This window comes from Amycolatopsis keratiniphila subsp. keratiniphila, assembly GCF_001620365.2.
GTDB classification, from domain to species: Bacteria; Actinomycetota; Actinomycetes; order Mycobacteriales; family Pseudonocardiaceae; genus Amycolatopsis; species Amycolatopsis keratiniphila.
In genome coordinates this window covers 174,675-198,125 of the sequence record NZ_LQMT02000013.1, presented here as the reverse complement: position 1 = coordinate 198,125, position 23,451 = coordinate 174,675, and the positions used below count along the sequence as shown (strand labels likewise).

28 protein-coding genes are annotated in these 23,451 nt (G+C 68.9%); 8 read left to right on the top strand and 20 right to left on the bottom strand.

Features of this window, described 5'->3' with window-relative positions:
* Positions 1–21: 21 nt before the first annotated feature.
* Positions 22–504 carry an MSMEG_6728 family protein gene (locus AVR91_RS42440; RefSeq protein WP_063271058.1) on the top strand — a complete coding sequence of 161 codons (483 nt, stop codon included), beginning with the start codon at positions 22–24 and terminating at the stop codon, positions 502–504.
* Positions 501–710, top strand: a complete 210-nt coding sequence (locus AVR91_RS42435; protein ID WP_083715402.1) for a hypervirulence associated TUDOR domain-containing protein — start codon at positions 501–503, stop codon at positions 708–710. Before AVR91_RS42440 ends, AVR91_RS42435 begins: the two co-directional genes overlap by 4 nt.
* A gap of 47 nt (positions 711–757) precedes the next feature.
* Here AVR91_RS42435 and AVR91_RS14735 read toward each other — a convergent pair whose 3' ends face one another.
* From AVR91_RS14735 to AVR91_RS14720, 4 genes are all read right to left on the bottom strand, one after another.
* Entirely contained in the window at positions 758–1,177 is a 420-nt protein-coding gene (locus AVR91_RS14735; RefSeq protein WP_063271059.1) for a hypothetical protein, read from the bottom strand.
* Positions 1,178–1,205: 28 nt separating this feature from the next.
* Positions 1,206–1,634 carry a winged helix-turn-helix transcriptional regulator gene (locus AVR91_RS14730; RefSeq protein WP_228709205.1) on the bottom strand — a complete coding sequence of 143 codons (429 nt, stop codon included), beginning with the start codon at positions 1,632–1,634 and terminating at the stop codon, positions 1,206–1,208.
* Between the two features lie 10 nt (positions 1,635–1,644).
* A complete protein-coding gene (locus AVR91_RS14725) occupies positions 1,645–2,538 on the bottom strand; it encodes an MBL fold metallo-hydrolase (RefSeq protein ID WP_063271061.1) in 894 nt (297 codons plus the stop codon).
* A 76-nt stretch (positions 2,539–2,614) separates the two neighbouring features.
* Positions 2,615–3,475, bottom strand: coding sequence for a LysR family transcriptional regulator (locus AVR91_RS14720; RefSeq protein ID WP_063271062.1), 861 nt, complete (start codon positions 3,473–3,475; stop codon positions 2,615–2,617).
* A gap of 82 nt (positions 3,476–3,557) precedes the next feature.
* On the opposite strand from AVR91_RS14720, the gene AVR91_RS14715 reads away from it, so the two are divergent.
* Complete coding sequence (locus tag AVR91_RS14715; protein WP_063271063.1) at positions 3,558–4,499, top strand: MBL fold metallo-hydrolase; 942 nt, start codon at positions 3,558–3,560, stop codon at positions 4,497–4,499.
* Here AVR91_RS14715 and AVR91_RS43345 read toward each other — a convergent pair.
* The 4 genes from AVR91_RS43345 to AVR91_RS14700 form a co-directional block, all read right to left on the bottom strand.
* Complete coding sequence (locus AVR91_RS43345; RefSeq protein ID WP_170064552.1) at positions 4,446–4,622, bottom strand: hypothetical protein; 177 nt, start codon at positions 4,620–4,622, stop codon at positions 4,446–4,448. The two genes, AVR91_RS14715 and AVR91_RS43345, sit on opposite strands and share 54 nt — an antisense overlap.
* 146 nt (positions 4,623–4,768) lie before the next feature.
* Positions 4,769–5,542 carry a hypothetical protein gene (locus AVR91_RS14710; protein ID WP_063271064.1) on the bottom strand — a complete coding sequence of 258 codons (774 nt, stop codon included), beginning with the start codon at positions 5,540–5,542 and terminating at the stop codon, positions 4,769–4,771.
* Positions 5,529–7,064, bottom strand: coding sequence for a vWA domain-containing protein (locus AVR91_RS14705; RefSeq protein WP_063271065.1), 1,536 nt, complete (start codon positions 7,062–7,064; stop codon positions 5,529–5,531). The genes AVR91_RS14710 and AVR91_RS14705 overlap by 14 nt, the downstream gene beginning before the upstream one ends.
* On the bottom strand, positions 7,061–8,299 hold the full coding sequence (locus AVR91_RS14700) for a hypothetical protein (RefSeq protein WP_063271066.1): 1,239 nt from the start codon (positions 8,297–8,299) through the stop codon (positions 7,061–7,063). The genes AVR91_RS14705 and AVR91_RS14700 overlap by 4 nt, the downstream gene beginning before the upstream one ends.
* Before the next feature lie 170 nt (positions 8,300–8,469).
* On the opposite strand from AVR91_RS14700, the gene AVR91_RS14695 reads away from it, so the two are divergent.
* Complete coding sequence (locus tag AVR91_RS14695) at positions 8,470–10,125, top strand: glutamate--tRNA ligase (protein ID WP_063271067.1); 1,656 nt, start codon at positions 8,470–8,472, stop codon at positions 10,123–10,125.
* A 158-nt stretch (positions 10,126–10,283) separates the two neighbouring features.
* Here AVR91_RS14695 and AVR91_RS14690 read toward each other — a convergent pair whose 3' ends face one another.
* Together AVR91_RS14690 and AVR91_RS14685 are read right to left on the bottom strand one after the other, a co-directional pair.
* The gene (locus AVR91_RS14690) at positions 10,284–10,997 is read right to left on the bottom strand and encodes a hypothetical protein (protein ID WP_063271068.1); all 714 of its coding nucleotides are present in this window, start codon (positions 10,995–10,997) and stop codon (positions 10,284–10,286) included.
* Positions 10,998–11,012: 15 nt separating this feature from the next.
* Entirely contained in the window at positions 11,013–11,834 is an 822-nt protein-coding gene (locus AVR91_RS14685) for a hypothetical protein (protein WP_063271069.1), read from the bottom strand.
* Between the two features lie 223 nt (positions 11,835–12,057).
* Between AVR91_RS14685 and AVR91_RS14680 the strand changes: the two genes are divergently transcribed.
* On the top strand, positions 12,058–12,285 hold the full coding sequence (locus AVR91_RS14680) for a hypothetical protein (protein WP_063271070.1): 228 nt from the start codon (positions 12,058–12,060) through the stop codon (positions 12,283–12,285).
* 4 nt (positions 12,286–12,289) lie between these two features.
* Here AVR91_RS14680 and AVR91_RS14675 read toward each other — a convergent pair whose 3' ends face one another.
* Complete coding sequence (locus AVR91_RS14675; RefSeq protein ID WP_016335537.1) at positions 12,290–12,523, bottom strand: hypothetical protein; 234 nt, start codon at positions 12,521–12,523, stop codon at positions 12,290–12,292.
* 261 nt (positions 12,524–12,784) lie between these two features.
* Here AVR91_RS14675 and AVR91_RS14670 point away from each other — a divergent pair, with 261 nt between their 5' ends.
* Complete coding sequence (locus AVR91_RS14670; protein ID WP_143254006.1) at positions 12,785–13,210, top strand: hypothetical protein; 426 nt, start codon at positions 12,785–12,787, stop codon at positions 13,208–13,210.
* 60 nt (positions 13,211–13,270) lie between these two features.
* On the opposite strand, the gene AVR91_RS14665 is transcribed toward AVR91_RS14670, so the two are convergent.
* The 3 genes from AVR91_RS14665 to AVR91_RS14655 all read right to left on the bottom strand — a co-directional run bounded on the left by AVR91_RS14665 (position 13,271) and on the right by AVR91_RS14655 (position 14,926).
* Positions 13,271–13,567 (bottom strand): hypothetical protein, encoded by a 297-nt coding sequence (locus AVR91_RS14665; protein ID WP_063271072.1) that lies wholly within the window; start codon positions 13,565–13,567, stop codon positions 13,271–13,273.
* Positions 13,568–13,682: 115 nt separating this feature from the next.
* Positions 13,683–14,261: a hypothetical protein gene (locus AVR91_RS14660; protein WP_083737564.1), complete on the bottom strand. Its 579-nt coding sequence runs from the start codon at positions 14,259–14,261 to the stop codon at positions 13,683–13,685.
* A 101-nt stretch (positions 14,262–14,362) separates the two neighbouring features.
* Positions 14,363–14,926, bottom strand: a complete 564-nt coding sequence (locus tag AVR91_RS14655) for a TetR/AcrR family transcriptional regulator (RefSeq protein ID WP_063271074.1) — start codon at positions 14,924–14,926, stop codon at positions 14,363–14,365.
* Positions 14,927–15,034: 108 nt separating this feature from the next.
* On the opposite strand from AVR91_RS14655, the gene AVR91_RS14650 reads away from it, so the two are divergent.
* Complete coding sequence (locus AVR91_RS14650; RefSeq protein ID WP_063271075.1) at positions 15,035–15,643, top strand: SRPBCC family protein; 609 nt, start codon at positions 15,035–15,037, stop codon at positions 15,641–15,643.
* 26 nt (positions 15,644–15,669) lie between these two features.
* Positions 15,670–16,029 (top strand): hypothetical protein, encoded by a 360-nt coding sequence (locus AVR91_RS14645; RefSeq protein ID WP_063271076.1) that lies wholly within the window; start codon positions 15,670–15,672, stop codon positions 16,027–16,029.
* Here the strand turns inward: AVR91_RS14645 and AVR91_RS14640 are convergent.
* From AVR91_RS14640 to AVR91_RS14615, 6 genes are read right to left on the bottom strand one after another with little or no spacing between them, the layout of a single operon-like run.
* A complete protein-coding gene (locus AVR91_RS14640) occupies positions 15,959–16,834 on the bottom strand; it encodes an ECF transporter S component (protein ID WP_063271077.1) in 876 nt (291 codons plus the stop codon). The two genes, AVR91_RS14645 and AVR91_RS14640, sit on opposite strands and share 71 nt — an antisense overlap.
* Positions 16,831–18,426, bottom strand: coding sequence for an ABC transporter ATP-binding protein (locus AVR91_RS14635; RefSeq protein WP_063271078.1), 1,596 nt, complete (start codon positions 18,424–18,426; stop codon positions 16,831–16,833). The genes AVR91_RS14640 and AVR91_RS14635 overlap by 4 nt, the downstream gene beginning before the upstream one ends.
* Entirely contained in the window at positions 18,423–19,535 is a 1,113-nt protein-coding gene (locus tag AVR91_RS14630) for an energy-coupling factor transporter transmembrane component T (protein WP_063271079.1), read from the bottom strand. The genes AVR91_RS14635 and AVR91_RS14630 overlap by 4 nt, the downstream gene beginning before the upstream one ends.
* A complete protein-coding gene (locus AVR91_RS14625; RefSeq protein ID WP_063271080.1) occupies positions 19,532–20,452 on the bottom strand; it encodes a YML083C domain-containing protein in 921 nt (306 codons plus the stop codon). The genes AVR91_RS14630 and AVR91_RS14625 overlap by 4 nt, the downstream gene beginning before the upstream one ends.
* Positions 20,449–21,009, bottom strand: coding sequence for a hypothetical protein (locus AVR91_RS14620; RefSeq protein WP_063271081.1), 561 nt, complete (start codon positions 21,007–21,009; stop codon positions 20,449–20,451). The genes AVR91_RS14625 and AVR91_RS14620 overlap by 4 nt, the downstream gene beginning before the upstream one ends.
* Positions 21,006–23,450, bottom strand: coding sequence for a hypothetical protein (locus AVR91_RS14615; protein ID WP_063271082.1), 2,445 nt, complete (start codon positions 23,448–23,450; stop codon positions 21,006–21,008). Before AVR91_RS14615 ends, AVR91_RS14620 begins: the two co-directional genes overlap by 4 nt.
* Position 23,451: the final 1 nt, after the last annotated feature.

Sequence of the window (23,451 nt, the reverse complement as noted above, 5' to 3'; positions counted from 1 at the left end):
GCCGACGGGGAAGCCGACGGCGTGCAGACGTTTCTCCCGTGCGCTGATTTCCGGGCCTCCGCTTCCGTCCTCGACCAGCGGAGGCTCGGGAAGCAGCGGGTCGAGACCATCCAGGTGCTGCGCGCGCTGACGGTGCCGGGATACGGCTGGCGGCATCATCCGGCCGCGGCGATGTGGGCGGGTTACGAGGAGGCGCTCGTCCGGTACGGCTTCGACGTCTGCGAGGTCTGGTGCGAGACCGGCCGCCAGGACACCTGCCGGAAAACGCTGCGGCTCGATCTGCTCCGCGCCACCGGGCTAGACGAGGTCCGCACCCAGGATCGGCTCGCCGACGCGAAGGAACTGCCGCCCTGGCTCGGCGATCCGGATTTCCACCGCAGCCACCAGTCCGCGCTCGTCCGCAAGGAGCCGGGGCACTACCGCGCGAGTTTCCCGGACGTCCCCGACGACCTGCCCTACGTCTGGCCCGCGTCGGACCGTCCACGACGAGAAGGAGTGCGATGAGCAAGCGATTCCGCAAAGGCGACAAGGTCCGCTGGAACAGCCACGGCGGGCACGCCGAAGGCGAGGTCCTGAAGGAGATCACTTCGGACACCGAGGCGGGCGGCCGCACGGTTCGCGCGTCCAAGGAGGAGCCGCAGTACCTCGTCCGCAGCGACAAGAGCGGCGGCGAAGCGGTCCACAAGCCCGAGGCGCTGGAGAAGCTGTGAGCACGGTCAAGGACGGCGGCGAGCCGGGCCACGACCCCTGCAAGTAGTCAGCCGCTCGAAGGCCGGCCCATCTCGTGCCCCGGCCGTCCCTCGGTACGCCGACGGCGCTTGATCCGCTCTTCGTGCAGGTGCCGCCGCCCGCCGGTCAGGTCACCGGTGACGTCACGCGCCATCTGGCGGTAGGCCGCGTAGTAGCCCTCGTCGTACTCCTCGATCATCTGGAAGGTCCACCGCTCCGGCAGCACGTTGAGCCCGACCAGTTCGGTCTGGATCCGCTCCGCCCACTCGGCGTGCCCGGCCTCCCGGAGCGCTTCGACGGCCTCGCCGAGCGCGAAGTCGGCGGTTCCGGTGAGGTGGTGGAAGGCGTACAGGTGGCCACGCGCCTGCTCGACCGTTTCGAGGGCGAAGGTCAGCTTCCCGACGGCGTCGACGGTCGCCTGGTCGGGTTCTGGAGATGTGTCGGGCATGCCGGGGAATGCCCCGAGCGCGGCGTTCCTACACCCCGGCGTCGTACCGTGTCCTGGCGTCGTTGATCTCGTTGATATGAAGTTCGGCCCAGTCCCGGATCACCGCCAGCGGTGCGGTGATGGTCTGGCCGAGCGTGGTCAGCGTGTACTCGACCTTCGGCGGCACCGTCGGATGCACGGTGCGCGTGACCAGGCCGTCGCGTTCGAGCCCGCGCAGGGTCTGGGTGAGCATCTTCTCGCTGACCCCGTCGATCGCGGCGCGCAGTTCGCTGTAGCGCTTGGTCCCCGTGGAGAGGCAGCCGACGATCAGCGCGGTCCATTTGTCCGCGATGCGATCCAGTACCTGTCGCGAGGGACACGGCGCGCTGTACACATCGGCCGGCCGCCCGTCCGGCAACCAGGCCAGCACCTGGCCCGGAGTGCCTGGACGGGGACGACGACGGTGTGGTTCCGGCATACCCGCGACGTTATCCGGTGGCCTGGCCTGCGGCCCAGGTCCGGCGCAGCGCGGGCGGCAGGACCCGGCCGAACACCTGGCCGGCGAAATGCCCGCCCGCGAGGATCGTCCGGTCGTCCTCGATCTCCTTCAGCAGTTGCTCGCGGGTGGCGACACCCTCCGCCGGATCGACGTCGAACGCGAACGTCCAGTGGCTTTCGGTGATCTGCACCTGGCAGTGCATGACGTCGCCGAGCACGACGACGCGGCGGGGGTCCTCCCCGTCCGGATCGGTGACCACCACGCTGCTGTGGCCGGGTGTATGCCCGGGCGTAGCGAGTATCCGCACACCCGGCGCGACGACGTCGCCGTCACCGAAGAACCCGATCACCTCGGCCAGCGGCTCCTGTACGGCGAGCGGATCCGGGCCGACCGGGTCGTTCGTGCCGGACCAGTGTGCCCATTCGGCCTCGCTGACCAGATGCCGCGCCGCCGGGAAGGTCAGCCCGGTCACCGTCCCGCCCGTGCCGTCCGGCGCGGGCGGGACGTTCGTCGTCCAGCCGACGTGGTCGTGGTGCAGATGCGTGTAGATCACGGTGTCGACGTCTTCCGGGCTCAAGCCTTCCGCGGCCAGGGCGTCGAGCAGGCCACCACCGTGGAACTCGGCGGCACCCGGCAGGCTGAAGTCGGCCGCGCCGAGCCCCAGGTCCACCAGGATGGCCCGGTCGTCGGTCCTGATCAGGAAGGAACCGATGCTGACCGGGAACCAGCCGCGTTCGTCGAGGAACGCGTCGTGGGCCGCCCAGCCGGACGGGACACTCGATGGCAGGAAAACGCCGGGGTTGAGCCAGGCGTGGCCGTCGGGCAGGTAGGTGACCGTGGTCCGGCCGACCCGGATCTGGGCCCTGGCGGCAGGTCTGGACATGTCGTGACTCCCTTGTGGATGGTGAGCGAAGCTGTACTCACTTTCGGGGAGCCGCTCTCCGGAGGGAAGTACGCACTTACAAGTGCGCCTCCACGGCGATCCGCGCGAACGAGCGGATCAACGGGTTCTCCCGCTCGGTCACCCACGCGACGACCAGCGGGCTCGGTGGCATGTCGGCCAGCGGCACCCAGGTCAGCCCGTCGGACAGGGCGTGCCCGAGCGGCGCGATACCGGCCGACCCGTTCCACAGGACGGCTTGCAGGCATTCGCCGACCGTGCGCACCACCGGCCCGGCCTGCCGCCCGCCGATGGGTGTCGCCCCGTTCCAGTACTCACGCCACCGGGGATCCGTGCCCTCCGGCAGCTGGAACCACGGCCGATCGGCGACGTCGGCCAGCCGGAGCGTCGCCCGGCAGGCGAGCGGGTCGCCGGTGCGCAGCACCAGCCCGACCGGATCCTCACGCAGAACCCGGACGGTGAGGCCGGTTTCGTCGAACGGCGACCGGGTCAGCGCGACGTCGGCCAGCCCGGCGCGCAGGCCGGTGGTGGGATCGGTGAAATCCGCCTCACGGAAGCGGATCGAGACCTCGGGATGCCGTCGCCGGAACGCCGCGGCCAGGCGGGTGCCCGCCTCCCCCGCGCCGTCGGACAGGGTGCCGACGGTGAGCGTCGCGGGGCCTGCCGCCTCCACCACCCGGACGCGGGCGCGTTCGGCCTGGTCCAGCAGGGTGCGGGCCTCGGCGTACAGGGTGTTTCCGGCCGCGGTGGGCTCGACGCCGGCGGCCGACCGGAGCAGCAGGACGACCCCCAGGTCGTTCTCCAGCTGCCGGATGGCCCGGCTCAGCGGCGGCTGGGTCATGTGCAGCCGCGCGGCGGCCCGGCCGAAGTGCCGCTCTTCGGCGACGGCCACGAAGTAGCGCAACAGGCGTAGCTCCATCACCAGCGATGATACCCATCAGGTATCGGCCCGTGGAGATCGGACTTGGACGGCGCTCGGAGCCCGGCGCGAAGGTGGGGACATGCCCTTCGAACCACTCACCCACGAACCCGCCGTCGACCCCGCCCAGGCCAGGGAGATCGCCCGCGACGTCGTGGTGATCCCGAATCTCGGCGTCGAGCTCGTGCCCAACATCGGCGTCATCGGCGGCTCGCACTCGGTGCTCGTCGTCGACACGGGACTCGGCCCTCGTAACGCCGAGAAGGTGCTCGCCTTCGCGGCCGAACACGCCCGCGGCCGCAGGCTGTACCTGACGACGACGCATTTCCACCCCGAGCACGCTTTCGGCGCACAGGTCTTCGCGGACGACTCGACCTACCTCGTCAACAGCGCCCAAGCCGCGGATCTGGTCCACAAAGGACCGGGTTACCTCGAGATGTTCCGCGGCCTAGGCACCCCGGTCGCCCGAGCATTGGACGGTGTCGAGTTCGCCACCCCCGACGTGGTCTACGACGACACGTACGACCTCGATCTCGGCGGGCGGGTCGTGCGCCTGGCGGCCACCGGACGCGCCCACAGCAGGGGCGATCAGGTGATGACCGTGCCCGACGCCGGCGTGCTGTTCACCGGAGACCTGGTCGAGACCGGGCAGTTCTCGATCTTCCCGTGGTTCCCGCCGTACGACACCGATGTCTCGGGAGTGCGCTGGATCGAAGTGCTGGGACGGCTGGCCGCCGCCGGACCGGACCTCGTCGTCCCTGGTCACGGCGACGTCTCCGGACGCCGGATCCTGACCGACGTCCGCGAATACCTCGAACTGCTGCGCGACGAGACTTGGAAGCGGCGCGACTCGGCGCTTCCCGAAGAGACGATCGCCGCGGAGGTCGAAGCGCTGATGATCGAACGCCACCCCGAGTGGGAGGGCCAGGACTGGATCGCGAAGGGCGTCGGCTGCTTCTGCGCCGACCACTCAGGCCATGAGGCAGCAGGCGCCGGTGAAGCAGCCGAAGGCGCCTCCGCTTGACGCGTTCTTCCAGTTGTCGAAGTGGTCGATCACGAGTTCGACCTCGGCCTGCCCGGCGGCGGTGACATCGATGCCGGCGTCGGTGAAGAAGCTGCGGATATCGTCGGAAACGGTGGTCTTCATCGAAGATCTCCCTCGAACCTGCGGTGTTGGATACCGAAATCGTGCAGGTTCGGGCCCCGGTGCCGACAGTGCGAAGCGACACGGGCGACGTGTGGCTTTCGACTGCTCCACTCGTGTCAACCGGACGACGCGAGTGGAGCAGCCTGCTACTTGAAGATGGCGATGGGGTGGACGACGAGTTCCCCGGTTTCGGGGTCCCAGTCCTCGACCTTGCCGAGGCATCGCGCCCGGAACGCGCCGGCCGGCGCGGAGTCGCGCAAGTCGCTGGTCACACAGGTGAACCGGATCCGTCTGCTCCGCTCCGGATCGTCCGGATTCCCGTACGGTGCCACGAAAACCGTCTCGGTGTCGGTCTGGGAGCGTTTACGGAACAGGCCCTTCACGGAGACGAAGGCCTCGACACCGCGCAGCCTGGTCTTGAGCTGCCGGGTGCTTTCGGGGCCGTCGGCCCAGCCGAGTTCCTTGACCAGTGCCCGATTGTGGACCAGTTCCTGCTTCGTCAAGTCGACGTAGATGATGTCGTGGTGCTTCTCCAGCACCTTCGTCACGATGCCGATCACCGTGATCGGTTCGGCCTTGCGGATGTACCGCCGGAACTCTTCGTCGGTGTCGGTGCGCTCCGATTCCCCTTTCAGCGGGCCGAATCCGCCCGAACCCCAGAACCGCCAGCCCCGGCTCGTCCGCTTCTCGACCTCCTGCTCCAGCGCCTCGTTGTAGCGATGCAACTGATAGAGACCCATCACGGATTTCGTGTGCAGGTAGAAGCCGATGCCCCGGATCATGCCCTGATCGCCGTCGGAGCGCGCTCGGCGCCAGTGCTTCACGAAAACGACGATCGCGACGAGGAAGGCGACCACGGTCAGCACCCAGACCGCCAGCCACCAGCCCCAGACGTCCCACCACAGATTATCGGCAGCCACGGATCTCCTTGAAGGCGTCGAGCAGGGAGGTGGTGTTCGCGTCGACCATCCGGCCACCGGTGGCCACGGCCGCGCGCTCCAGTTCGGCGGGATTCGCCTCGCCGAACCGGATGGTGTACGTGTGCACGCCCGGATCCCTTGGCGCGCGCAGGAATTCTTCGATACCGGGGCCGGTGTTGCTCTCCCCGTCGGTCATCAGCACGATCGAGACGCCGCTGCCGGGCTCCGCGCCGCGATGGGCGCTCGCCTTCGCGTACGCCTCGCCGAGTGCGGCCCAGACCGCGGTGTTGCCGTCGAACTCGTCGGCCGCGATGAAGGCCCGCAACGCTTCGAGATCACGGGGTCCGTCGATGGTGAACTCCTTGTCCCCCAGTATCTTCCCGCCGAACCGGAGGACCGTGAGGCGCTCGCCGCGGTAGAAGCGGTCGAAACCTCCGTCCGGACCGCCGCTCAGCCCGGCGAAGGTCGCCCGGAGCGCGGCGATACGCGAGCCCTTCATCGAACCAGAGAAGTCCAGCACGAAGATCACGCGCCCCGGCGCGCGGGAGGCGGCCGCCGCGTAGTCGTCGAGGAGTTTGTCCACGACGGCCTGTTCGTCCGGGAAGTACAGGGAGTTCCCGATCGAGGCGGGCAGCCTCCGGTCGAGCCCCACCTCGCCGGTGATCGGGCGGCGGAGGGTCCGCTCCATCAGTTTCTTTTGTGTCGCCGGGCTTTTGAGCCAGGTGACGACCTTGTCGTACACCTCCCGTTTCGCCGGGTCGAGCAGCAGGACCGGGTAGTCGGACTGGACGATGCCGTCGCGCGGGTACACCAGTTCCAACGGGGTCTTGAGCCTGCCGCTCGCGTTGAGGGAGAGCAAGGTGGACTCGTACCCGATGATCGCGTCCACGTCCTGGCGCTCGGTGAACCGATCGGCCACGGCGGCCGAAGTGTCCGCGGTCAGCGTGTGCCCGATGCGGAAGCCTTGGAGCTTGTCGCATTTCACGTCCTGGAGGCGCAGCGCCGCGCCCGTGCCCGCGGCGGCCGTCGCCACCCCGACGAGCGAGGTGAGCCCGCTGGTCGACTTGGCCGGATCCGCCATCGCGAACCGGAAGCCGCCGCCCGCCGCCGCGTCCGCCAGATCCGCCCACGAGAGCTTCCCGTCCGGTTTGCCGCGGCGCAGTTCCGCCGCCTTCGCCGGGGTGATCCCGACGATGACCGGCGACACCATGGTCTTGGTCGCGAGCGGCCGTTCCCCCTTGTCCCCCGACTGCCGGTGCTTGAGCTGGAAATACCGGTCGGTGGAAAGCCAGGCGAGATCGTGCGTGGCCTTTCCCGGGGTGAGGGAGGCGGCGGCGTCGATCGTTCCCCGGAAATCCATTTCCAGTTCGATTCCCGTTTCCGCGCGCAGGTCATCGAGAATCGGTCCGAGATCGGCCAGCTCCGAACTGGCCAGCACGCGCAGCTTCACCTTCTGCCCGCTGCTCGTACAGGCGGCGGCCGCCAGGAGCAGACAGCACAGGAACACGAGAAGCCGCTTCACGGGCAGTCCCCGACCGTTTTGATCATCTCTTCGAGCACCGGGCTGTCCGGCAACGGCGTGGTGCTGTCGTCACCGGCGATCTGCGGCGCGGGCAGCCCCTGTTCGCGGAGGAAGTCGTACAGTCGCGCGCTTTTCGTGCTGCCCGCAGGCGTCGCGACGCCGAAGCCGAGCTCCATCGCGCGGCGCTGCAGCTCCGGATCGAAGGTGATCAGCTCGCCGAGCCGTTCCGCTTCCGGTTTCAGCGCCAGGAACTGGGGTTTGGTCAGGATGTCGTCCTTCGGGTACAGCAGGACCCGGTCGAGATCCGGGCGCCCGCTCTGCGCCTTGGCCCGCAACTGCATGGCGAGATACTGATGCTCGTAGATGACGACGATCGGCTTGTCGCCCTCGGCGAGATTCGCGTACGACTCCGACAGATCCGCCGACGGGAAGCCTTGTGCCGCCACGAGCGGTTTGATCCGGTTGGCCAGCTTTTTCGCGGACGAGAGGTTCGGCGGACCGGCGGGCGCGCCCGCCGGTTGCGGGTCGGCGACCGGGACATGGCGGCCGTTCTCCAGGAACGCCAGCAGGATCAGGTACGTCGCGCCCGAGTTGGAGTCGCAGACGTTCGAGGTCTGGGCGAGCACCCTGTTCCCGTTCTGCGCGCCGAAGCGGCTGATGCCGAGCGAGTCCCAGGTCCGCCCCTGCCTCAGCGTCTCGATGAACTTCTCGGTGTCCAGCGTGTAGTACAGCGGATCCTGCTCTCCCGGTGGTTTCGTGGCGATCTTGTTGCTCTCCAGCGTTTCCGCGTAGCGGCGATACGTGGCGAGGACGATCGGGCTGGTGAACGGCTGCCGCGCGCTGCCCGTCCATTGGTCGGCCCTCGACCGGCGGACGAGGCTCGCGGCGGGCTCGCCCGACATGAACACGAAGTCGTACTGGCTGAGGTCGTGGGTCGCGACGTCCCGCGAGCCCGCCCTGGTCACGTGGACGCGGATGTGGTGGCGCATCAGGATTTCCTGGATCTTCGCGTCTTCGAAGAGATCCGATTTGGAGCCCATCTTGCCGCGCAGGACGAGCGTCTGCTGGAACGGGACCACGACCGTCCCGCTCAGGAGCAGGGCGATCAGGCCGCCGACGGCCAGGGCCAGCGCGGGCCCGAAAGTGCGGAGAAAGCGGCGGCGCAGAAAGAACGCCGAGGGTTTTGGTCGGATGGTGAGCTGGGGTTCTTCACGAAGCGAGCTATCGGTGGTCACCGATTTCCTCCCCGAATGTCCGGCACGCCCATTTTACCGGGGAGCACCGACGGAAAAGCACGTCTCGATCCGGCTTCGGGACCACCCTCACCAGGCCCGGAGGCCGGGCGGTTAGGCTCTTCGGTGGCGAAAACCGCCATGCACCACGACGCCGGGAGATCTGAACCGCCATGCTGGACCGAGCAGTCATCGACGCCCTCTTCCCCGCCGACCTGCCCGAGCCCGAGCACTGGGAACAGCGTTACCCCGCCCGCGAGCTGCCCGAGGGCGCCCTGGTCACCCGGTTCGGGCCCTCGCCGACCGGGTTCGTCCACATCGGCGGGGTCTACGTCGCCACCATCGACCAGGACGTCGCCCGCCGCAGCGGCGGCCGCTACCTCGTCCGGGTCGAGGACACCGACCGCTCCCGCGAGGTCGAAGGCGCCATCGAGCAGTTCGAGCGCGGTTTCGCCTACTTCGACCTCGCCGCCGACGAGGACATCCACCGCGGCGGCGACTACGGCCCGTACCAGCAGTCCGAGCGCGAGCAGATCTACCTGACCTACGTCCGCCACCTGCTCCGCACCGGCCGCGCGTACCTCGACTTCGCCACCAAGGACGAGCTGGCGGCGATCACCGCCCGGCAGCAGGCGACGAAGCTGCCGACCGGCTACTACGGCTCGTGGGCCATCTGGCGCGACGCCGACCCCGCCGACGTGCAGGCCAAGCTCGACGCCGGCGACCCGTACGTCGTGCGGTTCCGCGCGCCGGACGACACCGGCGCCCGCGCCCGGTTCACCGACGCCATCCGCGGCCCGCTGGAGGCCGAGGCCAACCGCAATGACGTCGTCATCCTCAAGAGCTCCGACCAGAGCCCGCGGCTGCCGACCTACCACTTCGCGCACGCGGTCGACGATCACCTCATGCGGGTCAACCTGGTCATCCGCGGCGACGAGTGGATCTCGTCGGTGCCGGTGCACCAGCAGCTGTTCGACGCGCTCGGCTTCGAGCCGATCACGTACGCGCACATCGCGCCGCTGATGAAGCAGGAGGGCGGCAGCAAGCGCAAGCTGTCGAAGCGCAAGGACCCGGAAGCGAGCGTCGACTTCTACATCGAGTCCGGCTACCCCACCAAGGCCGTCCTCTACTACCTGCGCGGCCTCGCCAACGGCCGTCTCGCCGAGATGCCGCTCGACCAGGCGCTGGCCGAGCCGATCAACCTCGACGAATGCGGGGTCGCCGGCCCGCTGGTCGACCTGGTCAAACTCGACGACATCTCGGCCGACCACATCGCCACGCTGTCCGGCGCCGAGATCCTCGAGGAGGTCCGCGGCTGGGCGGAGCGGTTCGATCCCGAGCTGCGGACCGTCCTCGACGCCGAGCCGGACCTCGCGCTCCGGGCGCTCGCCGTCGAGCGTGACGGCGCCGAGAACCCGCGCAAGGACCTGAAGAAGTGGAGCGAGTTCCGCGCCGTCTACGGCTTCTTCTTCCCGCAGCTGCACGCGGCCGTCGCGAGCCCCGGCGACGAGCGGATCACCGCCCTCGGTGTCGACCCCGCGGTCGTCCAGGCCGTGGTGCGGGACTTCGTCGGGAACTACCAGCAGCTCGACGACGGCCAGGAGTGGTTCCAGCAGATCCGCGACGTGGCGGCGAAGCACGGCTTCGCGAAGAACGCCAAGGAGTTCAAGAAGAACCCCGAAGGCTTCCCGGGCTCCATCCGCGAGGCTTCGCAGATCATCCGGATCGCGATCACGGGCTCGACCCGGAGCCCGGACCTGCACTCGATCACCCAGGCGCTGGGGCGTGAGGAGACGCTGGGCCGGTTCGCCGGTCTCGTGGGCGAGTGACGCCTGCCCTTGCTCGACTGAAGTCCGTGAAGGCCTCCTTGCCTACCCTGAAGGTAGGGAAGGAGGCCTTCACGGCTTGCCGAGTACATGAAGGACCCCTTGCTTGCGCCTAGGTACATGAAGGGGGCCTTCACGTACTTCGGAGCCGTCCTTACCACTCACGACGCGGGCAGGAATTGGTCGTAGAACGCCGTCTTGACCGCGACCACCGCCTCTTCGGTCTCCCGGAACCGCTCCCGCGCCTCACTGGAGTCGATCAGCTGCACCAGCCGCAGTCCGAGCTGGTCGGAATGCGTCAGCGAAAGCGGGGACGCCGCGGCGAGCGGGCGCGACTTCGCGTCGTGCACGTGGTGCGGGTAGTAGAAGACGGACCTGTCGCCGAGCACCGGGCCGATCCGGCGCCAGAGTTCGCCGTACTCGACCGAGACCAGCACCTCGCCCCAGAACCGCAGGATGGTCAGCAGTTCGATGTCGGCGTACTTCGAGTCGCCGGCCGAGGCGATCAGCTCCATGGTGGTGTCGAGGCAGGCCGACGTCGCCAGGGACTTCCGTGACCGTACGAGCACTTCGCGCGGGACGCCCAGGGCGAGGATGTCCGTCATCAGATCCTCGCGGTGCGAAGGTGTGCTGCCGGGCGAAGTGTTGTCCGGGTACTCCTCGCGCACGATGACGCGGGCGATCCGTTTGGACTGCTCGTCGGTGAGCAGGTCGATCGCCAGGTCGTAGGCCATGGTGAACGCCAGTGACAGGAACCGGCGCTGTAACAGGACGGCCTGGAGGTCCTCCTCCGGAAGCTCGGTGACGCCCCGCAGCGCGGGATGATTCCTGAACCGCTCGATCAAACCGTCTTCGAACTCGTCGAGCTCGCGCATCAGTACACCTCTTGCTCAGAAACGGATCATGTCGATGCTTCGGTTCCAGTCGGCGAGGTCGACGTCGCGGCCGATGTCCCACAACGTGTCGAGCTCGCGCTGGATCTGTTCGCCGAGCACGGTGTCGTGCGTGCCCTCGATCTGGAACTGCGGCGAATTGACCGCCAGCTGGCCGTGCAGGAACATGCTGACCAGGTAGCGCCCGTCGGCCCGGTACACCGAAACCGAGGCCTGCGAGTTGAACACCCGCACCTTCAGGTTGCCCTGGCGCCTGGCCAGCCGCCGGTGCAGCCGGGAGAGTATCTCCAGGCACTCCGCGATCCCCGTGCTGACGAAGGGGTTGCCCGCGCCGTCGTTCCGGCCCAGCGCCGCCTCCCGCAGCCCCACCAGCATCGAGTTCGGGTGCAGCAGCATGATCCGCACCTCGGCGCGCCGGTCGACGATCGCGGCTTCGAGTTCCTTTTCCAGACGCTGCAGGTTGGGGATCCAGGTGTTCAGGATCGTCACCTGTTTGGCCTTCGCGACATGTGCCGCGAACTCGTCGTCCGGAAAGCGTTTGTGCACTTCGACCACGCCGCCGTAGTGCGAACGGCGGAGGCTCGTGGCGATGGTGTCGATGTCGAGGCCGGCGAGCCGGTCGCGGATGTCCTCCAGCGCGCGCAACGGGGTCAGCTCGACGAGCAGCACCACGACCACCCCGCTGACCATGATCAGGGTCAGGGTGGTGACGCCTTTCGGCGCGACTTTGTCGAGCAGGCCGAGTTGTTCCGCGATCCCGACCGCGAAGCCGGCCACCGCCAACCCGCCGAGACTGAGCAATTCGAGCCAGCGACGCATTCTGCGGAGCATTCACCCTCCGGGATCCGGCTGCTTGGTCTTCATGTTCTCACGATCGGAGAGCGGATTTGTGATCAGGGTCACTCTCCACGGAATTCACGAAAAGAATCGGATCCGGTGCGGGATTCCGCAGTGCGAAGGGCGCAGATCACAAGGGCGACGTGAAACGCGCGGGGCTCGACAGACGACTTACCTGATACGCAAGTACGGAAAGTTGTGGTCGATGAGCGCTGATCGCGTTGTCCAGCTGCGCTGGGAGCACCGCCGCGTGGCCGACGACGGCGGCCACGCGGTCTTGTCGTACCCCGGGATCTCGGTGGTCCTGCGGACCGAGGGCGAAATAGTCGGCCGCACCTGGATACCGGTCGGGGAAGAACCCACCTTCGCCGACGACGAGGCGCTGATCACCGCCTTGCACGCCGCGTGGCGCTGGACCAGACCGGCCGCTTGACCCCTTATTCGTCGCCCGATTTGTACCGGCGCTGGAGTTCTTCGTCCTGTTCACGCGGCGACTTTTCCGACCAGCGACCGTGGACGAGGTCGTTCTCCGTGTAATCGGCGCGCCGTGAGGCCCAGCCGGGCAACATGATCTTGCGCGTCCCGCCCCGCCCTCGATCGCGTATGTCGGTGACGACGGCGATGCCGATCACCAGCACCAGTATCCCGAGCACTATCCAGATCACGGCCATGGTCCGCTCCCCCGCAGATCGGTCGGTTCCGACCAGACTAGCGGCGGACGGCACTCGAGCGGACACGTTTTTTCCCGGCACGGCCCACGGAAGGGCGAAGAGCGCGCCTGTTCGCACCGCTGCCAGGCCTTTTGCGCGTAGCCGCAAAAGTGTCGTCCCCGCTCACCCGCATCAGGCAGTCTTTGCCCCTGGCCGTCGAAGTGAATACGAGCGGGACGCCTCCCCCAACGGAGTCGTCCCGCCTACCACGAGGAGGGGTTCATGAGGGGTTTCTTCGGCAGGAATCTACAGCGGGCGGGGGCCGTGACGGCCGCCGCTTCGATGGCGCTGCTGGGATTAACGGGAGTCGCTTCGGCGGCTTCCGGTGAGGCCTACGCGTCGGGCACCGGGGTTTTCGGCTCCGCCAACTGGGTGTGGACCAAGAGCGGGTTCAACACCGCCAACGTCGCGGTACGAGACACCAAATGCGACGCGCACAAGGTCTTCGTCTTCTTCGAGGTGAAACGGACGACCGGGCAGATCTACCAGACCAAGCACCGCGAGAACGGCGGCGGTTGCGGAAGCACCGCTTCGTGGAGCGATCTCACCTACGACGCCGGGTACTACGTCAAAGCCGTGCGCGTGGTGACCTGCGTCGACGGGGGAAACTGCTTCCGGAGCACCTATCAGGACAACCCGCTCACCTGAGGCGGAAATGACGGTGCCCGGTGTCCGCGAGGTTTCGCAGGCACCGGGCACCGGGGGCGGTCAGCCCCGGGCGTTCGGATCGATCACGTCGCCGGCCAGCCCGGTGGCGGCGTCACCGAGCGCGCCGGTGGAGTCGACGACACCCTGGCCGGCCGCGGTGGCCGAGTCGACGGCGTCCTGGCCCGCCGTGGTGGCACTCTCGGCGAGACCCTGACCGGTCTCGGCCAGCCCGCCGGTCGCCTGGGTGACCTGGTCGGCGGCGCCGGAAAGGTCGACACCGGTCAGCTCGCCGACCTTGTCGCCCGCGCCGCCCAGCAGTTCGGCGGCCTTTTCCTTGAGCGAGTCGAACAGGCTCATCAGGGGTACTCCTCGGATCGGTCTTGCGAAGGCGGCTGAAGGTTCACCGTACAGGACAAATCGGGCACGGTGCGCGATGGCCGTCGCTCCGGACAGGTGAAATACCGAGGAGTGGTCAGAGACAGGGCGGCCGGTAGCGGTCGATCGAGAGGCCGCGAAAGTCGAGTTCGTTCGGCGTTTTGCCGACGAAGACCAGGCCCCGCGCCTCGGTGAGCGCCGAAGCGAAGGAGTAGCCGGGCGTACCCAGCTCTGGCAGTGTCGTCCAGGCGCCGGGCTTGAAGCTGAAGAACTTCTTCACCATTCTTCCGCCGGTCGACGGCACCTTCGTGAGCCACTTGTCCCCGCCGCTCCAATGCGAGGCAGGACGCAGCTGGACGTAGAGGTCGTCGGTCGCGCTGTAGGTCATCCAGAAACCGGCGGATTTCGAGAGATCGGCCTGAGCTTCGAACTGGTTTCCCAGCCAGACGACGACCACGTGCCATTCGGCGTTCAAGAAGGTCACCTTGGCCGCGTAACCGCCGCGTTCGCGGACGAGCAGGCTGCCGGTCGGCGGCAGGGTGGTGCCCTCACCGGAGGCGAGCCACTGCTGCAACCGGTCGATCGACGGGGTGGCGCATTCGCAGCCGTGCCCGCCGGACGCGTTCGCGACGGCACCGGGGCCGATCAGCGAAGCCAGGAGCATCGACGAGAGCACCGCGAGCGTACGAATCCTGGATCCTCCGCGCATTCCCGGAAGTTAGCACGGCGAACACGAAAACCGCCGCACAGCGCCGAAAGCGGCTACTGATGCACCGCTCAGCGGGAATTGTCCTTTATGGACAAGGAGTCGACCTCGGCGGCGAACAGCAGGGCGGGGTCGAACCCCATGCCGGCGAAATGCCCGGCGAGCTCCAGCGAAAGAACGCCGTGAACACGGGTCCAGAAGGTGACGGCACGAAGGAGCGCCCGGCCGTCGTCCGGCTCAGCCGCGTACGCCCGGAGCAACACGGCCATGATCTCGTCCGAGATCTCCCTGGTGTCGCCAGGCGCGTGATAGCCGGGGATCGGCGTCCCATAGACGAACAGGTATCGCTGCGGGTCCTCCAAAGCCCATTCCCTGATCGCGTAGGCGACCTCAGTCACGCTGACCGCCGCCCGGACGGCGCCGGCGAGGCTTCGGTAGGCGTCGCGGACGAGGTCCGTGATCAGGTCGTCGCGACTGGGGAAGTACCGGTACAGCGCCGGACCGCTCACGCCGACGTGCTTGGCGATCGCGTTGAGGGACAGCGCGGACACCCCGGTCGTGGCCAGCTGCTCCCAGGCGTGCCGCTTGATCTCCGCGCGCACCTGGGCCCGGTACCGCTCCCGCGAGGTCTCCACCGGCCACTCCCTTCCGTTCAGTTAGAAGCTATCACTTTCCCTATTGACACTCACCTCGTCACAGTTATAGCTTCTAACTATCGCAATCACAGCTAACAAGGAGTCTTCGTGAAGTCGCTCTACCGCACCGCCGCGCTCGCCCTCCCGCTGACGATCGGCCTGCTGGGTGGTGCGGTGGCACCCGCGCACGCCACCACCGCGTCCCCCGCCCCGCTTTCGTGCCAAGGCAAGACCATCGACACGAAGGCCCCGATCCACTACCGGACGGAGGCCCTGATCAAAGCCCCGCTGAGCAAGATCTGGCGCCTTCAGACCGACGTCGAACGCTGGCCGTCCTGGCAGGAGCCGGTGCTGAGCAGCGAACGCCTTGACCACGGCCCGCTCCGGAAGAACTCCCGGTTCCACTGGACCACCCCGGCGCCTGCCACGGCCACGACCCCGGCCACCACGCTGTCGATCACCTCGACCGTCCACCAGATCCAGCGGGGCAAATGCCTTCGGTGGAGCGGGCCCGCGGTCGGCGAGGGCCTCGGCATCGACAACGGGATCCACGTCTGGAACTTCACCGAGGTCAAGGGCGGCGTGCTCGTCCGCACCGAGGAGAACTGGTCCGGCGACCAGGTGGAGGCCGACGTGCCCACCGCGACCAGATTCCTGGGCTGGGGCCTCGAAGCCTGGCTGAAGGACCTCAAGACCGCCGCCGAATCCCACTGCTGACCGCACTTCACCCCTCGGAGGAACCGATGTCCCCCCAGACGCTCGACCGCGAAACCACCGTCCGCCGCGCCCCGCGTTCCGTCATCGTGTCGGCCTGGGCCGTGCCGATCATGGTCGCCGGCCAGTTCGCGATGCTCGCGATCGTCCCGGTCGCGCTCGTCCTGATCGGCACTTTGCGCGACGCCCGGCTCAGAACGCTCCGCTGGGGCGCGATCGCCCTCACCGCTGCCTACGCCACTCCCCTGGCGCTGTGGGCGATCGGCCCCGAACGGGCGCAGAGCCTGTCCAAGGACATGCATCCCGTCTTCGCCGCGATCATCGTGGCCGTGGGAGTGGCGTTCGCCGTGTCCTTCCACGTCCTGCGCCGGAAGCGGGCTCATCGGTGAACGAGGGGATCACGCCGTAGGAAGCCTTCCGCGAAGCCCTGCGCAACGTCGCGAGGACGGCGGGCCCCAGCACCAGGATCGCCACCGTGTTGGTGATCGCCCGGCCGGTGTCCCAGCCCGCCGTCGACGTCAGCAGGGTGAACACGGCGAAGCGGTGCAGGTTCTCCAGCAGCGGGGCGCCGGGCACGTAGGAGATGTGCCCGTCGTGATACGGCACTTCGGCATCGGTGATGAACGGCCAGAACCACAGGTTCATCAGGAATCCGAAGACGTACGCGACGAAGATCCCGTACGCCACCAGCATCGCGATCTCCGCCTTGCCGGTGACGCGGCGGGGCAGCAGCCCGGCGCCCATCCCGATCCAGGCCGAGCACATCATCTGGAACGGCAGCCACGGCCCCACCCCGGCGGTCAGCAGCGCCGAAGCGAACATCGACGTGCAGCCCAGCACGAAACCGAAACCGGGGCCGAGCACCCGCCCGGCGAGCACCAGCAGGAAGAACACGGTCTCGATGCCCGCGGTCCCCGCGCCGAGGGGCCGCAGGGCGGCGTTCACCGCGGAGAGCACCCCGAGCATCGCGAGGGCCTTGGAATCCATACCCCCTTCGGACATCTCGGCCAGCACGATGACGATCAGGATCGGCAGGATCCCGATGAACACGAACGGAGCGTCCGGGCCGTGCTGCATCGACTGCGGCTCGACGCGGACCAGCAGCGGCCAGACGAACATCATCAGCCCCGCCAGCGACGCGAGGCCGAGCACCGTCGCCGACCGGGGGCCGAGCCGGACCGCAGGGGCCGTCATGGGACTTCCTGTGGCAGCGCCGAGCGGACCTCTTCGACGGTGAGCCAGGGCTCGCCGAGGATCTTCGCGATCTGCGTGGCGAACGCCGGGGAGCCGCCCAGCACCTCACCGGTCGGGCCGTCCGAGACGACCTCGCCTTCCGCCATCACGAGTACCCGGTCCGCGATCGTCGCGACGAATTCGACGTCGTGAGTGGCCACGACGATCGCCTTGCCCTCGGCCGTCAGCGAAGCGATCATCCGCGCCAGCGCCGCCTTCGCGGTGTAGTCGAGGCCACGGGTCGGTTCGTCCAGCAGCATGATCCGCGGGGCGGCCGACAACTGGACCGCGAGCACGAGCGCGAGTCGCTGTCCCTCCGAGAGATCACGGGGATGCGACGCGGGATCGATGCCCGGAGCGAGCCTGTCGAGCAGGTCCCGGCACTTCCCCGGCTCCGCGTCCGATTCCGCGTCGGCGGCTTCGCATTCGGCGGCGACGGTCTGCAGGTACAGCAGGTCGCTCGCGGTCTGCGGCACCATCCCGACCAGGGCACGGGCCGCGGCACTGCTCAGCGTCTTCGGATCCTTGCCCTCGACGGTGACCTTGCCACCGTGGCGGGGGCCGGAACCCTGCACCGCCCAGAGCAGCGACGACTTGCCGGAACCGTTGCGCCCCATCATCGCCAGCACCTCGCCGGCGCGCAGGGTCAGGTCGACCTCCCGCACCGCCACCTTCGGCCCGTACCGCACGACGACGCCGGACGCGGCCAGCAGTTCTTCGCCCACGGCCGTGTTCCGCGCGGGCGGGTTCCCCAGCGTCAGCGAAGAAGCGCGCCGCCGGGCATCACGGACCGACATCGGCAGCGGATCCCAGGCCGCCAACCGTCCCAAGTGGACGATCGGCGGTGCGATGGGCATGTCCTTCAGCACCTCCGGCGGCGTTCCGTCGATCACTCCCCCGGTGCCCGGGACGTGGATCATCCGGTCCGCGAATGGGATCACGCGTTCCATCCGGTGCTCGGCCATCAGCACCGTGGTGCCGAGGTCTTCCACCAGCCTGGCCAGCGTCGCGAGCACCTCCTCGGCCGCGGTCGGGTCCAGTGCCGACGTCGGTTCGTCCAGCACGAGCACCTTGGGATGGGTGGTGAGCACCGCGCCGATGGCCACCCGTTGCTGCTGCCCGCCGGACAGCGTCCGCAGCGCGCGCCTGCGCAGTTCCGCGATGCCGAGGAGGTCGAGGGTCTCCTCCACCCGGCGGCGCATCACCTGCGGGCTCAGGCCGAGTTGCTCCATGCCGTACGCGAGCTCGTCCTCCACCGTGTCGGTGACGAAGCCCGCGAGCGGATCCTGGCCGACGACACCGACCAGATGCGCGAACTCGCGCGGCGGCCGGGATTGTGTCGTCACGCCGTCGACGGACACCGTGCCTTCGAGGTGACCACCGGTGAAATGCGGTACGAGACCGTTGATCGTGCCGAGCAGCGTCGACTTTCCCGCCCCCGTCCGGCCCGCGAACAGCACGAGCTCGCCTTCACCGATGGACAGCGTCACGTCGGACAGCACCGGTTCGGCGCGGCCGTGATAGGTGAAGGAAACGTGGTCCAGTTCGATCATGCCCGGGCTTCTTCTTCCAGTGCGGCGTAAGGCGGTTCGGGGGCCGGGGTGAGGAACGCGGGCAGCACGCCGATCAGCACCCCGAGCAACGGCACCCACGACAGCGACGGCCAGGACAGGCCGATCAGCGACGGGTTCATGTTCATCGGGTTCACCTCCGACGTCGTGAACAGGACGGCCGCGACGGCGACCCCGCTGAGGGCGACGACGATCTCCGGCGGTTGCCAGCGATCCGGCCGGTAACGGGTGCGCCGAACCCGCTTGCCCGCCGACCAGAACCCGATCAGGCCGATGACGACCCCCGCGGAAAGCACCGGCGCGGCCAGGTATCGGGGCGTCGAACCGTCCAAAGTGGCGTAAACACCGACGCAGACGCCGAGCAGGCCGATGATCATCAGCGTTCCGGTGATCAGCCTGGCCCGCGCTTCGACCGCTCCCGCGCGGCCGTAGCCGCGTGAGTCCATCGACGCGGCCAGCTGCAGCGAGCGGGAAAGCGCGTCCTCCAGCACCGGGATGAGGATGGTGTGCAGTGCCTTCACCTTCTTCTTGCCCGAACCGCCGCGCAGCCGGCGGGCCCGCCGGACCCGCAGCACGCTTTCGGCGAGCTGCGGGAACACCGACAGCGCGACGATCACCGCCGTGCCCACCTCGTACAGCGCCGGCGGCATCGCCTTGAGCAGCCGTTTCGGATTCGCGAGCGCGTTGGCCGCGCCGAGGCAGATCACCATCGTCGCCAGCCTCATCCCGTCGTAAAGCCCTCCCAGCAACGATTCCGCGGAGACGTCGCCGAAGAGCCGGATACCCGCCGCCCATTCCGGCAGCGGGATCTCGGGCAGCCGCACGATGATCGTGGATCCCTCGGCGCCGCCGAACACGACGCGGAAGAACACGCGGATCGCGACGATGAACGCGCCGAGGTACAGGTAGAGCCGGAACGCCAGCGCCCACGGCGCCTCGGTGCGGCGGGCCACGACGACATACCCCGCGACGGCCACGATGGTCAGCAGCAGCCACGGGTTCGTCGTGCGGGTCGCGGCGACGGCGAGTCCGAGCGCCCACACCCACCACGCGGCCGGATGCAGATCGCGCGGCAGGAAGTACGACGTCATCGAACTCCTTGTGCGCGTTTGCGTCTGCGCGCCATCAGGAATCCGGCCACGCACAGCGCGAGCACCGCGGCGCCCGCAGCCCAGGGCGCCCAGCCCGCCGCTCCGGACTCGCGGTCGATGACCGCGTTGACGTCTTCGGCGTTCTCGCCGCCGGTGAACGCGACGTTCAACGACGGGTCCTGCGCCTTCGGCCGTTCCGAAGCACTCGGGCGCGGTTTGGGCGGCGGCAGCGCGGCGGAACTCGGACCCGGAACCTCTCCGGCCCCCGTCGTCGGCTGGGGTCCGTCGGCCTGCTGTCCGTTCCCCGACGGCGGCCGCTGCTGCCGCTCGCCGGGGTCACCGGTGACCGGCTTCGCCTCCTCGCGCGGCACACAGGGCTGGCTCTCGGTACCCGGCCGTACGGCGGAGACCCGCGGGACCGGGTTGTTCTGGGTGGTGGCGTTCAGGGAGAACGACCAGCCCTCGAAACCGCCCGGGATGAAGTCACGGTTCTTGACGCCCCACTGGCTGTAGTCCCAGGCGCAGTTGTTCGAGGCGTGCCAGTACGACCAGTAGGCCTGAGCCGGTGGCGTGTCGACGCACGGCTCGCGGTAGTCACCGCGGCCCGTGATGGGGACGTTCTCGGCCGCGGACGGGCGGTTCTCGACCCGGCAGACGAACGACTCGCCCCAGCGCTGGACCCCGGCGATCTGGAAACCGGCGCCCTTGAGCGCGTCGAGCCCGCTGCCGCGGGTGGTCTGCGGATTGCACCGCACGATGGTGGTGCCGCCGAGCTGCTGGAAATCCACCACGACGGTGACCCCGGTGGCGTCCTTGCAGAACCCCGGATATCCCTTGCTCTGATCGACCGCGTGCGCGGACGGCGCCGTGGCGGCGATCAGGACGATCGCCGCCACCACTCCGAAGAGCCTTTTCACGGGATGGCCGGGTTCCTCGGCGTGACGCCGGGCGGCGGGTTGGTCGTCGCGGACTTGTTCAGCGAGAACGACCAGCCCTCGAACCCACCCGGGACGACGTTGCGGTTGAGCGCGCCCGAACTGCTGTAGGTCCAGGTGGAACCGGAACCGTCGGCGTGCCAGTAACCCCAGTACGCGCCCGCGGGCGGGGTGGTGACGCACGCTTCCTTGTAGTTCGGGTTGGTCGTCAGCGGGAGCGTCTCCGTCACGGACGGGCGGCCCTCCAGACGGCAGACGAAAGCGAGCCCCCAGCGTGCGGTGCCGGCGACCGCGATCCCCGCGTCCTGCAACGCCTTGATCCCCGTGCGGGCGGTACCCGGCGTGGCGTTGGGCGAGCAGCGGGTGATCGTCGGCGCGGCGAGCTCCTGGAAGTCGAGCACGACCGTGACCCCGGTGCGCGCGTCGGCGCCGGTGCAGATCCCGTTGTACCCCTTCGTGGTGTCGACCGCGTTCGCGGGTGCGGCGGACAGCCCGATCAGTCCGATGAGGACGGTCGTGACGGCGAGGAATCTCTTCATGGTGTTACCCCCTTTTTCTTGGTGAAACGGCGAAGGACGAAGACGAGCGCGATCGCGGTGAGCAGGAGCAGCAGGGCCAGCCCCGCGAGTCCCCAGACCACCCAGGCCGGCTGGTCGTCGGCTTGGGCGGCGGCCAGCACCGGCGTATCGGTGCCGGTGGTCAGCGGGAGCCGGATCGCGGGTGACAGCGGCGAATCCGCGGCGGTGAGCCAGGACCGGCCCGCGATCCCTTGGGCGGCGGCCGAACTGGTCGGGAAATCGGTCTCGCCGCCGGATGTCTTGGCGAACCCGCCGTCCGCCTGGACGAGCTTGCCCAGCGAGCGCGCGGTTCCGCTCGCGTCGAGCCCGGCGGTCTGCCGCGCGGCGGCGACGGCGGCGCTGAGCGCGACGTCCGTCTCGCCGCCTTCCCCGGTCACCAAACCCTCGCCGGTGGGCCGGACGCCGAGCGCGCCCACCGCGGAGACGAACGCCGACACACGCCGCTCTGTCCAGGCGTCCGAGCGTCTGGTCGGTGGCGCGGTGTCCGTATGCGGACGGGCGACCAGCGCGGTGACCGCGGCGGCCGTCGCGGCGAGGTCGCCGGAACCGCATTCCGCGGTGTCGAGGTGCTTCGGGAAGGTCCCGTCCGCGCACTGGCGGGAAAGGAGCAGTTCGACCGCGGGGCCGGGATCGGCGGCGGTGGCGAGCACCGCCCAAGCGTGCCGCTCCACCGTGCGGTCGGCGTCGGCGAACGATCCGGTGTCGGTGAATTCCCCGTCGGCACCGCGCAGTTTCACCAGGTCGGCACGCAACGGCCCGGCGGCGTCCGACTTCGCGAATTCGGCGACGAGCACGAGCTTCGCGAGCGGTTCGGCGTACGACGCCTCGCCCTGTTCGTACGGCGCGCCGTGGGCGTAGGCCTGCACGGATTCCGGCTTCAGCAGGAATTGTGAAGCGCGGGTGACCGCGTCCGGCTGCTGATCCAGCGCCCGCAAGGCCAGCACCACATCGGCGGTGGCGTCGTAGTCGACGTAGGTCTTGCCGTCCTCGGTGACCTCGACGTGGTCGCCGCCGACGAGCCGGTTCGCCAGGTAGGCACCGAGGCGGGCGGCCGGGGTCGCGTCGACCGGGGTGGTGATCGCCGCCGCCGTCGACACCCGGGCGCCGGTGGACGCCCTGGGTGTGACGAACTTCTTGGGTTTCGGCGTCGCGGCCTTCGGCTTGTGTACCTGCGTCGCGGGAGCAGGGAAGTCGGTGGCAGGCGGCAGGGTTTCACCCTTCGCGAGCGCGTAGAAGCCGACCTGCGACAACCCGAGCGAAGCCTGGGCACTCGCGCGGATCCAGGTGTCGGCGCCGCCGATGCCGGAGGAACGCGCGGCCTCGTACGAAGCCGGGTCGTAGGCGATCGCGCCGAGTTCGCCCGCGAGCTTGTTCCCGGCGTCGGCCGCGGCGTTCGCCTGCGCGGATTTGAGGTACCGCACACCCTTGTCCACCGCCGCGTCCGCGCCGCCGATGTCGGCGAGCGCTTGGACGATCAGGCCGGTGCTGTTGGTGTTCGGCGCCTCGGTGCCGACACCGCCGCCCCAGCCGCCGCCGGGCGTCTGGTTCGCCTTGAGCCAGGAGACGGTCTTGGCGATCGGGGCGTCGAGACCGGCCGCGCCCGCCTTCTTCGCGGCCAGCAGCGCCGAGAGGGCGAGGCCGGTGGCGTCACCGTCGGTCGGGGAAAGGCCGAGCGGTTTGCCCTCGTCGCAGGTCGAGACCTTGCGGCCGTCCGGGGTGACGTGGTCGCCGGTCTCCTTCGTCGGGATGTAGGCGAAGAGGACGCGGAAGTAGCCCTCGGAACACTGCTGGGTCAGCAGTTTGTCGATGGCGAGCCGGTCGTTCGCGCCCGCGGCGGCGAGGCCGATCACCCCGAGCGCCTGGCCGAACATGTTCGCGTTGTTGCTCACCGCGTCGGCGAGGGCGGGATCCTTGGAGTAGTCGCTGATCCGGCCCTTGTCGGGGCCCTTGCGCATGATCGCGCCCTGGGTCTCGGCGACCAGGTCGTAGCCGTCGAAGGCCCGGGGATTCCGGCCGGAGACCTGTGCGGCGACCAAGGTCTTCGCCACGGCGCCGCCGACGACGATCTTGTCGTAGCCGGCGCCGGGAGCGAGCCCGTCCCAGGTGAAGTAGTCGGTGGCGTGGCCCTGGTCGTCGAGGAATTTCACGATCGGCTCGGCCCGCGCGCCCTCGCCCGCGGCGTGCATCGCGAAGAGCACGTCGAGCATCAGGCCGTGGTCGGGCAGCGAGCCGCCGCTGGGGTTGTCGAGCGTGCCGTCCGGCTTCAGCTTCGTCGCGAGCCAGCGGGAATTCGCCTTCGCCGCGCCGGGATCGTTCGCGGCCGTCGCCGTCCCGGCGAGCGGTGCGGCGATCAGGGCGGCACCGACAGCGAACGCCGACGCGGCCAGGTACCCGCGGCGCATG